Source organism: Streptomyces zaehneri (assembly GCF_032248645.1).
GTDB classification, from domain to species: Bacteria; Actinomycetota; Actinomycetes; order Streptomycetales; family Streptomycetaceae; genus Streptomyces; species Streptomyces coriariae.
The window spans coordinates 174,491-186,398 of the sequence record NZ_JASTTJ010000014.1; the positions used below are offsets into that span (position 1 = coordinate 174,491).

Sequence of the window (11,908 nt, forward strand, 5' to 3'; positions counted from 1 at the left end):
CCATAGCCCCGGCCCGGTCCGCGCGGGAGTCCGCGGCCACCGTCAGCGCCGTCCCGGGCACCCGCCCCCGCCCCCACGAACGACGTACCTCGGCAGTCACCAGGCACCGGCGGCCGCCGCCTCAGGTTCCAAAAGCGTGAAAGAAGCTCTCATGGCCTTACCGACGTCCAGCGTCATCACCCTGCACATCAACGGCGAGCGGCACACGCTGCCCGTCGACCACCGCACCACCCTGCTCGACGCACTCCGCGAGCGACTCGACCTCACCGGCACCAAGAAGGGCTGCGACCAGGGGCAGTGCGGGGCCTGCACCGTTCTGGTCGACGGCCGCAGGACCGTGTCCTGCCTCCAGCTCGCGGTCGCGGCCGAGGAGCGTGAGGTCACCACCATCGAGGGCGTGGCTGACGGCGACCGGCTGCACCCGGTACAGCAGGCCTTCCTCGATCTCGACGGCTACCAGTGCGGCTACTGCACGCCGGGCCAGATCTGTTCGGCGATCGGTGTGCTCGCGGAACACGCTGCCGGATGGCCGAGCGCCGCCTCGGCCGACGTCCGGCCCGCGGCCGGACCACCGCCCCTGACCTCGGACGAGATCCGTGAGCGCATGAGCGGCAACCTCTGCCGCTGCGCCGCCTACCCCTCCGTCGTCGAGGCCGTCACCAGGGCCGCGGAATCCGGGCCCGCGGCGCGCACCGATGCCCGACCGGAATCGAAGGAGCCTGCCGCATGAGGGAGTTCGGCTATCGGAAGGCCGCCGACGTGGCGGGCGCCGTCGCGCTGCTCGACTCCGATCCGGAGGCGCGCTACCTCGCCGGCGGCACCAATCTGGTCGACCTGATGAAGACCGGCGTCGAGCGTCCGGGACGACTGGTCGACGTACGCGGCCTGCCGCTGGACCGCGTCGAGCCGACCCCGGCCGGCGGTCTGCGGATCGGCGCGACCGTCACCAACAGCGACCTCGCCGCCCATCCCCTGGTCCGCACCCGCTACCCCGTGCTGGCACAGGCGGTACTCGCCGGCGCCTCCGGCCAGCTGCGCAACATGGCCACCGTCGGCGGCAATCTGCTCCAGCGCACCCGCTGTGCCTACTTCGCCGACACCACCGGAGCCTGCAACAAGCGGGATCCCGGCAGCGGCTGTCCGGCCGTCAGGGGCGAGAACCGCAACCACGCCGTCCTCGGCGCTTCCGCGCACTGCGTGGCCGTGCACCCGTCGGACATGGCCGTCGCGCTGGCCGCCCTCGACGGCATGGTGCACTACGAGACCGCCCAGGGACCGGGCGAGCTGCCGCTCGGCTGGTTCTATCTCCCGGTCTCCGACACCCCGCACCGCGAGACGGCCCTGCCGCCGGGCGCGCTGATCACCGGCGTCACCCTGCCGCCGGTTCCGGTCGCCGCCCGTTCCCGCTACCGGAAGGTGCGCGAGCGCGCGTCCTACGCGTTCGCCGTCGGCTCGGTCGCCGCCGCGCTCGACGTCCGCGACGGTGTCGTGAGCGAGGTGCGTCTGGCGTTCGGCGCGGTCGCCTCCCGGCCCTGGCGGGCCCGCGCCGCCGAGCGGATCCTGACCGGGGCACCCGCCGACGCCGAGTCGTTCGCGGCCGCCGCGGACGCCGAACTGGCGGCGGCCCGGCCCCTGTCGCACAACGGATTCAAGGTGACCCTGATGCGCAACCTGACCGTGGCCGTGCTGGGCGAACTCGCCGAGGAGGCCGCCCGATGACGGCGACCGAGGCGCCCCTCGCCCGCGTCAGCGCCGTGGGCACCGGTCACGTCCGTGTGGAGGGACGGGACAAGGTCACCGGTGCGGCCCGGTACGCGGGCGAGATCCCCTTCGACGAACTCGCCTACGGCTGGCTGGTGTTGTCCACCGTGGCCCGTGGCCGGATCCGGGACGTCGAGGCGGGCGCCGTCCTGGCGATGCCCGGCGTCCTCGCCGTACTGGACCATCGCAACGCCTCGCCGCTGAAGACCGACTACGTCGGCCTGCTGGGCACCGTCCCGGACCCGACCTGCGCGGTCTTCCAGAGCGACCGGGTTCCCCACCTGGGCTGGCCGGTGGCACTGGTGGTCGCCGAGACGTCGGAGCAGGCGCGCGAGGCCGCCGAGGCCCTTGTCGTCCACTACGAACAGACCCCGCACGACGTCGGGTTCACCGGCGACCACCCCGACGCCCACCCGTCCGACGGCCATATGCCCGCCGTGACGGACAAGGGCGACCTGGAGGCCGAACTCGCCGCGTCCGCCGTCGTCGTGGACGCCACGTACACCACGCCGGAAGAACACCATCACCCCATGGAGCCCCACGCGGCCACCGCCCGCTGGGAGGCCGACCGGCTCGAGGTGGTGGACTCCAACCAAGGTGCCACCTGGGTGGTCGCGGAACTGGCTAACCTCTTCGCGCTCGATCCCGCGTCGGTGCGGGTCCGTTCGGAACACGTCGGCGGTGGCTTCGGCAGCAAGGGCGTGCGCGCCCACCAGGTCGCCGCCGTGATGGCGTCCAGGATGATCGGGCGCCCGGTACGCGTCGTCCTGACCCGGCGTCAGATGTTCACGCTGGCCGGCCACCGCAGCCCCACGATCCAGCGGGTCAGGCTCGGGGCGGACACCGACGGGCGGCTGCGCGCCCTGGACCACCGCTCGCTCAGCCGCACCTCCACCGTGCACGAGTTCGTCGAGCCGAGCGCCGGCGTGGCCCGGGTGATGTACGACGCCGACGCGCACCACACGGAGAACCGGGTCGTACCGCTCGACGTGCCGAGCCCCACCTGGATGCGCGCCCCGGGCGAGGCGCCGGGGTCCTTCGCCCTGGAGGCCGCGCTCGACGAACTCGCGCACCGGTGCGGCATCGACCCGATCGAGCTGCGTCTGCGCAACGAACCGGACCGGGGCCCGGTCTCCGGTCTCCCCTTCGCCGGCCGTAATCTGCGCGCCTGCTTCGAGGAAGGCGCCCGCCGCTTCGGCTGGGACCGGCGCGACCCGCGTCCCGGGGTGCGGCGCGAGGGGCGCTGGCTGCTCGGCACCGGGACCGCGGCGGCTTCCTTCGGCGCCGGCGCCGCCCCGTCCACGGCCTCGATCACCGCCGAGGCGGACGGCCGCTTCACCGTACGGATCGCGGCGGCGGACATCGGCACCGGCGCGCGGACCGCCCTCACCCTGGTCGCCGCCGACGCGCTGGACGTCCCGCCGGACCGCGTACAAGTACGCCTCGGCGACAGTGCGTTCGGGTTCGCGATGATCGCGGGCGGTTCCATGGGCACCCGGTCCTGGTCATGGGCCGTCATGGCCGCCGCCGGCGAACTGCGCGACCGGCTCGTGCCGGGCGCGGCGATCCCGGCCGAGGGCATCACCGTGCGCTCCGACACCTCCGCGGCGATCGCGGCCCTCGCGCAGAAGGAACGGCACTCGTTCGGCGCGCAGTTCGCCGAGGTCGGCGTCGACACCGCCACGGGCGAGGTCCGGGTGCGGCACATGCTCGGCGTGTTCGCGGCGGGCCGCATCGTCAACCCCCTCACCGCGCGTGGCCAGTTCACCGGCGGCATGATCTGGGGCATCTCCATGGCCCTGCACGAGGAAGCCGCACGCGACGCGGCCTCCGGCGGTCCCGTCGGAGCGGATCTCGCGGGCTACCACGTGGCGACGCACGCCGACGTCTCGCGGGTCGAGGCGCACTGGGTGGCGGACGACGACCCCGACGACCCGGTCGGCATCAAGGGCATCGGGGAGATCGGCATCGTCGGCGCGGCCGCCGCCGTCGCCAACGCCGTGTGGCACGCGACCGGCGTACGCCACCGCAGCCTGCCCATCCGCCCCGACCGGGTCCTGAGCGGCGGCCGCGATGCTTGACCTCGCGCCGCAACTGGGCGACTGGCTCGCCGAGGGCCGCAGGGCAGCCGTCGCGACCGTCGTCTCCGTCGGCGGCAGCGCGCCACGCGGTCCGGGCGCCGCCCTCGCCGTCGACGGGGAGGGCACCGTCATCGGGTCGGTGTCGGGCGGCTGCGTGGAGGCGTCGGTCTACGATCTGTGCGCCCGGGCGCTGGAGACCGGCGACAGCGTGGTCGAACGCTTCGGCTACAGCGACGAGGACGCCTTCGCCGTGGGACTCACGTGCGGCGGGGTCCTCGACGTCCTGGTCACCCCGGTCACGGCGGACGGTCCGGTCGGTGCGCTGCTGCGCTGCGCCCTGGACACTTCGGCACGCGGCGAACCCGTCGCGCTCGTCAGGGTCGTGCGCGGTCCCGGGTCGCTTCTCGGCGCCGCGCTGCTCGTGCACGCCGACGGCTCCCGCGAGGGCGGGCTCGGCGGGCACGAGGACCTGGACCGCGCGGCCACGGCACAGGCCCTGGCCGCGCTCGACACGGGCCGTACCACCACGGTCGAGCTGTCGCAGGACGGATCGCACTGCCCCGGCGGGCTCACCCTGCTCGTCGAGACGAGCGTGCCGCCGCCCCGGATGATCGTGTTCGGTGCCGTCGACTTCGCGGCGGCCCTGGTCCGGGCCGGCAAGTTCCTCGGCTATCACGTCACGGTGTGCGACGCCCGGCCCGTCTTCACCACCCCGGAGCGTTTCCCCGAGGCCGACGAGGTCGTCGTGGACTGGCCGCACCGCTATCTGCGGGGCACCCGGACGGACGGGCGCACCGTGGTGTGCGTGCTCACCCACGACGCCAAGTTCGACGTTCCGCTGCTGGAGGTCGCGCTGCGGTTGCCGTTGTCGTTCGTGGGCGCGATGGGTTCCCACCGCACCCACGCCGACCGGGACCGGCGGCTGCGCGACATCGGCCTCCAGGAGCACGAGTTGGCGCGGCTGAGGTCGCCCATCGGCCTGGACCTCGGTGGGCGCACGCCGGAGGAGACCGCCCTGTCCATCACGGCGGAGATCGTCGCCGCCCGCCGGGGCGGGACGGGCCTGCCGTTGACCGGCTCGGACAGACCGATCCACCACCGCCACTCCGCCTGAGGCCCGACGGCGCGGCCGCTGCGGCCGGCGTGGCACGAGAGCGGCCCGTCCCGGAAACGTTCCGTCGGGACATGCCGCGACCTGGGCAACCGAAGTCGAAGAGGCCGGGCGGTTCTCCGGCCTCACCCCCAGGCATCCCCAGGTTCGTCAGGTCGTCAGGTGGCGGACGCCGACGCCGGGCCGCTCATCCCGGCCGCCGGACGGTCGGCCGCTCCCTTCCCCAGGCGGCCAGCGGCTGGAGTGCGTCGTTGAGGCGCGTGCCGTCCTCGGTCAGCGAGTACTCGACGCGGGGCGGCACCTCGTCGTAGGAGACCCGGTGCACGACACCGTCCGCTTCCATCTCGCGCAGGTGGGAGGCCAGCACCTTCTCGGTGATCCCCGGAAGCAGTCGGCGCAGCTCGCCGAAGCGTCGGCAGGGGTGCTCGTGGAGCGCCCAGAGGAGCAGCACCTTCCACTTGCCGCCGATCACCTCCATCGCGGTGTCGATCCCGCAGGCGTGTCCGTCCGGTGCGCCCGGCCGGTTCAGCGTCGTCATGCCCCACCCTTCTGACGTGCTCGCTCACCCCAGGGTAACCACCCACTCCCGAGTGCGTACTTGATCATGCCAGGGCCTGCGACCAGCCTGATCGGCATGACACAGAACACTGTTGAGAAGACCGCCGTCACGCTCCTGGGTCTGGGCGCGATGGGTGCCGCGCTGGCCCGCACCTGGCTCGCCGCCGGTCACCCGCTCACCGTCTGGAACCGCAGCCCGCACCGCTCCGCGGCGCTCGCCGCCGAGGGTGCGAGGGTCGCGGACAGCGCCGCCGAGGCGGTCGCGGCGAGCACCCTGGTCGTCGTCTGTCTGCTGGACGACGCCTCGGTCGACGAGGTGCTGGCCGGCGCAGACCTGGCCGACAGGGACCTGGTCAACCTGACCACCAGCACCCCTGCCCAGGCCCGCGCCCGCGCCGAGTGGGCCCGCGAGCGGGGCGCCCGTTACCTGGACGGCGGGATCATGGCCGTCCCACCGATGATCGGTGTCGAGGGAGCCGGAGGCTACGTCTTCTACAGCGGCTCGCGGGAGCTGTTCGAGCGGCACCAGGAGACCTTGGGCGTCCCGGCCGGCACCACCTACGTCGGCGAGGACGCGGGCTTCGCGGCCCTGCACGACGTGGCTCTGCTCAGCGCCATGTACGGGATGTTCGCCGGGTCCGCGCACGCCTTCGCCCTGATCCGCAAGGAGGACGTCGATCCGGCGTCGCTCGCCACGCTGCTCGCCGACTGGCTCGTCGCGATGGCTCCGGCGGTTCACCAGACCGCCGACCGTCTGCGCAGCGGCGACTACACCAACGGTGTCGCCTCCCCGCTCGCCATGCAGGTGGCCGGCACGCCGACCCTGCTGAGCACCGCCGAGCAGCAGGGCGTCAGCCCGGAACTGCTCAGCCCCTACTTCGACCTGATGCGCCGCCGCCTGGGCGAGGGCAGCGGCGAGGAGGACCTGACGGGCGTGATCGACCTGCTGGTGCGCTGATCGGCAGGATGCCGCCACCGCGGTGACCGTGCCGGTGACCGGCCGGTGACCGTCCCTCGACGAGCAGCGCCGGCCGTGCGTCGGTCCGTCCCGGACGGAACCAGGCGCTCGGGGGCACTCGCGGGGACCGAGGACCCGGGCTGATCCAAGAGAAGCGCCCTGGCTAGGCGGACACCGCGATCACGTGCTTGCCCACGGATCCGCCGCGTTCGAATGCCGTGTGCGCCGCGGCGATGTCCGCGAGCGGGTACACGCCGTCGACCACCGGGCGCAGCGCACCCGAGGTGACATGGTCGGTCAGCTCGCTCAGCACGGCGCTGTCGGGATTGGCGCTGAAGGTGCGGATGCGGCGCGAGCCGTGCACGCTGGACGCGGCGATCGCGGCCAGGGCGCCGGCCGACAGTCCGACGGTGACCATCCGGCCGCCCTTGGCCAACCGGCCTCGGTAGCAGTGCAGTTCCGAGCCGACGGTGTCGACGATGACGTCGAACGGTCCGATCCGGTCCGAGGTGGTGGAACCGTAGTCGAGGACCTCGTCGGCCCCGAGGCCGGTGAGCAGTCGGGCGTGGCGGTCGCGGGCCAGCGCGGTGACGTGGCCGCCCATCGCGTGAGCCAGTTGCACGGCGGCCGTGCCGACACCGCCCGCCGCGCCTCGTACGAGGACCCGTTCACCCGCCGCGAGGCGCACGCTGTCGCGCAGTGCGATCAGCGCCGTGACACCCGCCACGACGAGGGAGGCCGCGTCGACCGACGAGAGGCCCGCGGGGGCGGGCGCGATCCGGTCGGCGGGGACCACGACGTACTCGGCCGCCCCCGCGGTGGTGTGCCGCTGCCGGGGATGCACCGTGCCCCACACCCGGTCCCCGGCCCGGTGGCTCCCGGCACCGGCGCCGGTCTCGACGACGACGCCCGCGAAGTCCAGCCCCGCGCCGATCGGGAAGCGGCGCCCCGACACCATCTTCAACTCCCCGGCTCGGACGATCACGTCGTGTCCGTTCACGCTGGACGCCTCGACCGACACCAGGACCTCGCCGGCGCCGGGGACGGGGCGGTCGACATCGTTGACGCGCAGGACGTCCGGTGCGCCGTATCCCGTGATCTGAGCGGCCTTCATGTCGCTGTTCCTTCCGTGGTCGTGCGGTGTGGAACCGATACTGCTCCCCGCTCGCGCCATCACGGTCGTTCGCCCTTTCCTGGGACCGGCAGACCCACCCTGGCCGGCCGTGCCCGAGGCATACTGGCGCCGTGACCGACGACCCCCTCACCCCGACCGACGAGCCCCGCCGTGAACTCGCCGCGTTCCTGCGGACCCGCCGGACCCGGCTGCGGCCGGAGGACGTGGGCCTCGAACCCGGCCCGAGGCGACGTGTCGCCGGACTGCGGCGGGAGGAACTGGCCCTGCTGGCGGGGGTTAGCTCGGACTACTACCAGCGGATGGAGCAGGGACGCGACGTGCGGCCCTCCGAACAGGTCCTGGACGCCCTCGCGCGCGCCCTGAACTTCTCCGCCGAGGAGTGCCGGCACCTGCACAGTCTCGCCGCCGCCGCGCGCACCCCGGCCCGCGCCCCGCGCCGGTACGAACCGGAGCAGGTACCGGACACCACACGGCGGTTGCTGCGTACGATGCCCTCGCCCGCACTGGTCGTGGGCCGCTACCTGGACGTACTGGCCTGGAGCCCGCTGGCCGGCGCGTTGCTGGGCGAGTTCACCCGGCTCCCGGTGACGGAGCGGAACCTGCTGTCGCTCCTGCTGCACCCGGAAGCCGACCAGACCTGCCCGGAGCGGGCCGACACCGTCGCCGAGCTGACCGCGATGCTGCGCGCCCAGGTCGCCGCCGATCCGGGGCATCCGCGCGCCGCGGAGCTGGTCGGCGAACTCGCCGTGCGCAGCGACGAGTTCGCGACGCTGTGGGCCCGCCACGACGTGGGGGAGACGACGCGCGGCCGGATGCGCGTGAACCACCCCCTGGTCGGAGAGCTGAACCTGGACTGGGACGCCTACCCGCTGCCGGGCACTCCCGGCCCGGTGCTGATCGTGTACACCGCCGTCGAGGGCGGCCCCGACGCCGAGCGGCTCCAACTGCTCGCCGGCCTGCTCGACGCCCGCTGACTTCAGGCACGTCGGGCGGCCGTCACGGGCGGCGTGCGAGGTGGCTCAGCCGTGCAGCGAGCGGTACGCCGCGACCGCGCCGGGGTGCAGTGCGATGCCGCCCGTACCGATCAGGCTGCCGACGTCGAGGAACTGGGTACCGACGGCGTTGCCGGGCACGAGGGCGCTCGCCCGCAGGGCCAGCAGGCGGGTCAGCGCGTCGGCGACGCCGCGGGGAAGATCGGGGCGGCACACCAGCAGGTTGGACACTCCGATGGTGCCGACCCCGCCCGCCGACCGGTAGGCGCCCTGCGGCAAGGACACCTCCTCCAGGCCCGACCCGGCGAGGCCGTCGCGGCCGCCCAGCCGGGGCAGCAGTCCGGCCAGCGGCAGGAACCGCAGGCCGACGCGGTCGTCGAGGTCGGACAGGGTGGGCAACGGCACGCCGCCCGCGACGAGCAGCGCGTCGACCGAGCCCGTCCGCACCGCGTCGGCCGCGTCGGCCAGCGGGAGATGACGTACGGGCGTGTCGGTGCCGGGGGAAAGCCCCGCGGCGTGCAGGATCCGTTCGCCGAGCACGGCCGCGCCCGATCCGGTGGCGCCGAGCGAGACGGTGTGTCCCGCCAGGTCGGACACCGCGCGTACGGCCGAGTCGGCGCGGACGACGAACTGGAGGTAGGTCTCGTACACCCTGCCGAGCGCGCGCAGGGGCACGGGGTGCGGGAAGAGGTCGGTGCCCTGGGCCGCCAGCGCGGTGTCGGTGAGGACGAGTGCGACGTCGGCGCGGTGGTCGCGGAGCAGTTCGATGTTGGTGACGCTGCCCGCGGTGGTACGGACGCGGCAGGCCAGACGGGGATACGCCGCTTCGAGCTCGGTGGCCAGGAGGCGGCCGAAAGCCGCGTAGAACGCTGTGGGCTCTCCGGTCGCGACGCGCAGGACACCGCTAGGGCCGGGCAACTGCCGGGAGGCGTCGGCCGTGAGCGCGCCGCCGAGGACCGCTACGGCGGCCGTGCCGAGGGCGGCGTGGAGAAGGGCGCGGCGGTCGACGGGACGGGTCACGGCGCACCTCCGTCACCCGGCGCGCGCGGTACGACCGCCCTGGCCCGCAGCCCCCGCGGCCGCGCGGGCTCCAGCTCCAGTCGGCCGCCCCGCCCCGCCAGCAGCTGTTCGGCGATGGCCAGACCCAGTCCCGTACCCGCGGTGCCGTCGTGTCGCTGCCGGCCCGAACGCCAGAACCGCGTGGTGGCCAGCGCGAGCTCCTCCGTGCCCAGGCCGGGTCCGTCGTCGGTCACCGTGAGGACCGCGAGCGGACCCTCGGTGGTGCAGCGCAGCGAGATCTCGGCACCCCGGCCCCCGTACTTGATGGCGTTGTCCACGAGGATGTCGGTGATCTGGGCGAGTTCGCGGTCCGTACAGGCGGCGGTGACCCGGGCCGGAGCGGCCCGGAGCGTGAGGCGGGCTCCGGCGCGGCGGGCGACCGGCTCCCACAGGCGGTGCTGGGCGGCCGCCACCGCCGTGAGGTCGCAGTGGGCGTCCGAGCCGTCGGTCACCGTCAGTTCCCCGGCCCGGTGTTCCGCGGCGGCGAGGGCGAGCATGTCGTCGAGGAGGGTCTCCAGGCGGTCGAGCTCGGTGGTGACCCCGGCGTAGGTGCGGCTCGCCGACGCGGGCAGGTGGGTGTTCAGGGCGTCGACGCGGAGCCGCAGCGCCGCCATGGGGTTGCGCATCTGGTGGGACGTGTCGGCGACGAGCCTGCGCTGCTGCTCCAGGGCAGCCGTGACCGTACGCGCCATGCGGTTGAAGCCGATCGCGAGCCGGCGCAGTTCGGGCGGTCCGCCGGCCCGGTTCTGTTCGGGCGGGAGTCCGGCGGCGAGCCGGCCGACGGCACGGTCGAGGCGGCGCAGCGGGCTGACCACCCACCTCGTCGCGGCCCGGGCGAGGACCGTGCAGGCGACGGCGACCAGAGCGGCGCCCGCGAGGACGGCGGCCCAGCGCCGGGTGATGTCCTGCGCCGCGGTCCCGACCGTGGCCCGCAGTACGACGGCCCCGGAGACCCGGGTCCCGGTGCCCGCGGGCTCGGCGAACATCCTCGACCCCCGCGACCAGGGGCGCAGCGCCCCCGTGGGATGAGCGGTCTGGTTGCGCAGCGCCGCATCGAGCAGCCGCGCGACGTCGGGGTCGGCGGCCCGCATGCCGCCGGTCTGGACGACGGGGTTGCGGCGCGTGTCGGTGACGACGAGTGGTTCGCCGTACAGCTGTGTGTAGCGTCGCGCCTCGGCGGCGACGGCCGAGGCGTCACCGGTCGACGCGGCCTGGTCCATGAGGGAGGCGAAGCGGTCGAGGTCGGCGCTGCGGGCGAGGACCAGCTGCTGGGTGCGGTCGGACGCGGTGAACAGCAGCAGCGGTACGGCGAACGCGGCCACCGCGATCACGACGAACAGCAGGAGTGCGGCCTGGACCCGGGTGCGCACGCGTGGTTCCCCTCAGTCCTCGTTCCCGAGATCCCCGAAGCGGTAGCCGAAGCCCCGGATCGTGGTGAGCAGCTCGGGGCGGCGCAGCTTGGCGCGCAGCTGGGTGAGGTGGACGTCGAGGGAGCGGGACACGGCGTGGCGGGCGTCGCCCCATACCTCGTCCAGGAGCTGCTCGCGGCTGACCGCCGTACCCGCGCGCCCGGCCAGCACGGCGAGGATGTCGAACTCCTTGGTGGTCAGTTCGATCTCCGCCCCTGCGACCCGGACCCGGCGCGCGTCGAGGTCCACCTCGACGTCACCCGCACGGGCCGTCCGTACGCAGGAGGCACTCTTCGCCGCGTTTCGCCTGGTGACGGCGTCGATCCGGGCGAGCAGCTCGGCGAGTCGGACCGGCTTGACGAGGTAGTCGTCGGCTCCGAGCCGCAGTCCGCGCACCACCGAGCGCTCGTCTCCGCGGGCGGTGAGCACCACCACCGACATGTCGCTCACCGCGCGTAGGGCGCGCAACACGTCCAGGCCGTCGGTGTCGGGCAGGCCCAGATCGAGAAGCAGCAGGTCGGAGCTGCGGTGGTAGGTCAGCACCTCCCTGCCGTACCGGACCCGCCTGGTGACATGACCATGGTCGTACAGCACCTCCACGAGCGCCGCGGCCACACCGTCGTCGTCCTCGGCCAGCAGGATCTGCACCCTGACCACCTCCTTTCGGCCACTCCCGGCCACCGTCTCCAGCCGAATGTAGACCACACCGACCGCGCACCCGACGCAGTGTTAAGGGGAGGTTAGTTCTGTGTTCGGTCCTCTCGTCCGCCGGTGCGGGGCGGAGCCAGGCTGCACGACACCCAGCAGCCTGAGAAGGACGCCGCAATGATCATCGACTGTCACG

At 73.8% G+C, this 11,908-nt stretch carries 11 protein-coding genes; 6 read left to right on the forward strand and 5 right to left on the reverse strand.

The features are described from left to right. Window positions 1-151 precede the first annotated feature (151 nt). The 4 genes from QQM72_RS23520 to QQM72_RS23535 are packed head-to-tail and all read left to right on the forward strand — an operon-like array spanning window position 152 to window position 4,956. Window positions 152-730: a (2Fe-2S)-binding protein gene (locus QQM72_RS23520; RefSeq protein ID WP_314222848.1), complete on the forward strand. Its 579-nt coding sequence runs from the start codon at window positions 152-154 to the stop codon at window positions 728-730. Continuing rightward, window positions 727-1,719: an FAD binding domain-containing protein gene (locus tag QQM72_RS23525; RefSeq protein ID WP_314222849.1), complete on the forward strand. Its 993-nt coding sequence runs from the start codon at window positions 727-729 to the stop codon at window positions 1,717-1,719. Before QQM72_RS23520 ends, QQM72_RS23525 begins: the two co-directional genes overlap by 4 nt. Continuing rightward, entirely contained in the window at window positions 1,716-3,842 is a 2,127-nt protein-coding gene (locus QQM72_RS23530) for a xanthine dehydrogenase family protein molybdopterin-binding subunit (RefSeq protein ID WP_314222850.1), read from the forward strand. Before QQM72_RS23525 ends, QQM72_RS23530 begins: the two co-directional genes overlap by 4 nt. Further along, window positions 3,835-4,956, forward strand: a complete 1,122-nt coding sequence (locus QQM72_RS23535; protein ID WP_314222851.1) for an XdhC/CoxI family protein — start codon at window positions 3,835-3,837, stop codon at window positions 4,954-4,956. Before QQM72_RS23530 ends, QQM72_RS23535 begins: the two co-directional genes overlap by 8 nt. Before the next feature lie 184 nt (window positions 4,957-5,140). Here QQM72_RS23535 and QQM72_RS23540 read toward each other — a convergent pair whose 3' ends face one another. Beyond that, window positions 5,141-5,491 carry a winged helix-turn-helix transcriptional regulator gene (locus tag QQM72_RS23540; RefSeq protein WP_314222852.1) on the reverse strand — a complete coding sequence of 117 codons (351 nt, stop codon included), beginning with the start codon at window positions 5,489-5,491 and terminating at the stop codon, window positions 5,141-5,143. A 96-nt stretch (window positions 5,492-5,587) separates the two neighbouring features. On the opposite strand from QQM72_RS23540, the gene QQM72_RS23545 reads away from it, so the two are divergent. Beyond that, complete coding sequence (locus QQM72_RS23545) at window positions 5,588-6,469, forward strand: NAD(P)-dependent oxidoreductase (RefSeq protein ID WP_314222853.1); 882 nt, start codon at window positions 5,588-5,590, stop codon at window positions 6,467-6,469. 163 nt (window positions 6,470-6,632) lie between these two features. Here QQM72_RS23545 and QQM72_RS23550 read toward each other — a convergent pair whose 3' ends face one another. Further along, window positions 6,633-7,583, reverse strand: coding sequence for an NADP-dependent oxidoreductase (locus tag QQM72_RS23550; protein ID WP_314222854.1), 951 nt, complete (start codon window positions 7,581-7,583; stop codon window positions 6,633-6,635). Window positions 7,584-7,714: 131 nt separating this feature from the next. Here QQM72_RS23550 and QQM72_RS23555 point away from each other — a divergent pair, with 131 nt between their 5' ends. Beyond that, entirely contained in the window at window positions 7,715-8,578 is an 864-nt protein-coding gene (locus tag QQM72_RS23555; protein ID WP_314222855.1) for a helix-turn-helix transcriptional regulator, read from the forward strand. Between the two features lie 45 nt (window positions 8,579-8,623). Here QQM72_RS23555 and QQM72_RS23560 read toward each other — a convergent pair whose 3' ends face one another. From QQM72_RS23560 to QQM72_RS23570, 3 genes are read right to left on the reverse strand one after another with little or no spacing between them, the layout of a single operon-like run. Further along, on the reverse strand, window positions 8,624-9,616 hold the full coding sequence (locus QQM72_RS23560; protein WP_314222856.1) for a TAXI family TRAP transporter solute-binding subunit: 993 nt from the start codon (window positions 9,614-9,616) through the stop codon (window positions 8,624-8,626). Continuing rightward, window positions 9,613-11,025: a sensor histidine kinase gene (locus QQM72_RS23565; protein ID WP_314222857.1), complete on the reverse strand. Its 1,413-nt coding sequence runs from the start codon at window positions 11,023-11,025 to the stop codon at window positions 9,613-9,615. Before QQM72_RS23565 ends, QQM72_RS23560 begins: the two co-directional genes overlap by 4 nt. A 12-nt stretch (window positions 11,026-11,037) precedes the next feature. Then, window positions 11,038-11,712 (reverse strand): response regulator transcription factor, encoded by a 675-nt coding sequence (locus QQM72_RS23570; RefSeq protein ID WP_314222858.1) that lies wholly within the window; start codon window positions 11,710-11,712, stop codon window positions 11,038-11,040. Between the last annotated feature and the right edge of the window lie 196 nt (window positions 11,713-11,908).

Excerpts from the sequence above, each read along its gene's own strand:
- QQM72_RS23550 (WP_314222854.1), bottom strand. The coding sequence starts at position 7,583 with ATGAAGGCCGCTCAGATCACGGGATACGGCGCACCGGACGTCCTGCGC.
- QQM72_RS23540 (WP_314222852.1), bottom strand. The coding sequence starts at position 5,491 with ATGACGACGCTGAACCGGCCGGGCGCACCGGACGGACACGCCTGCGGG.
- QQM72_RS23525 (WP_314222849.1), top strand. The coding sequence starts at position 727 with ATGAGGGAGTTCGGCTATCGGAAGGCCGCCGACGTGGCGGGCGCCGTC.
- QQM72_RS23545 (WP_314222853.1), top strand. The coding sequence starts at position 5,588 with ATGACACAGAACACTGTTGAGAAGACCGCCGTCACGCTCCTGGGTCTG.
- QQM72_RS23530 (WP_314222850.1), top strand. The coding sequence starts at position 1,716 with ATGACGGCGACCGAGGCGCCCCTCGCCCGCGTCAGCGCCGTGGGCACC.
- QQM72_RS23520 (WP_314222848.1), top strand. The coding sequence starts at position 152 with ATGGCCTTACCGACGTCCAGCGTCATCACCCTGCACATCAACGGCGAG.
- QQM72_RS23535 (WP_314222851.1), top strand. The coding sequence starts at position 3,835 with ATGCTTGACCTCGCGCCGCAACTGGGCGACTGGCTCGCCGAGGGCCGC.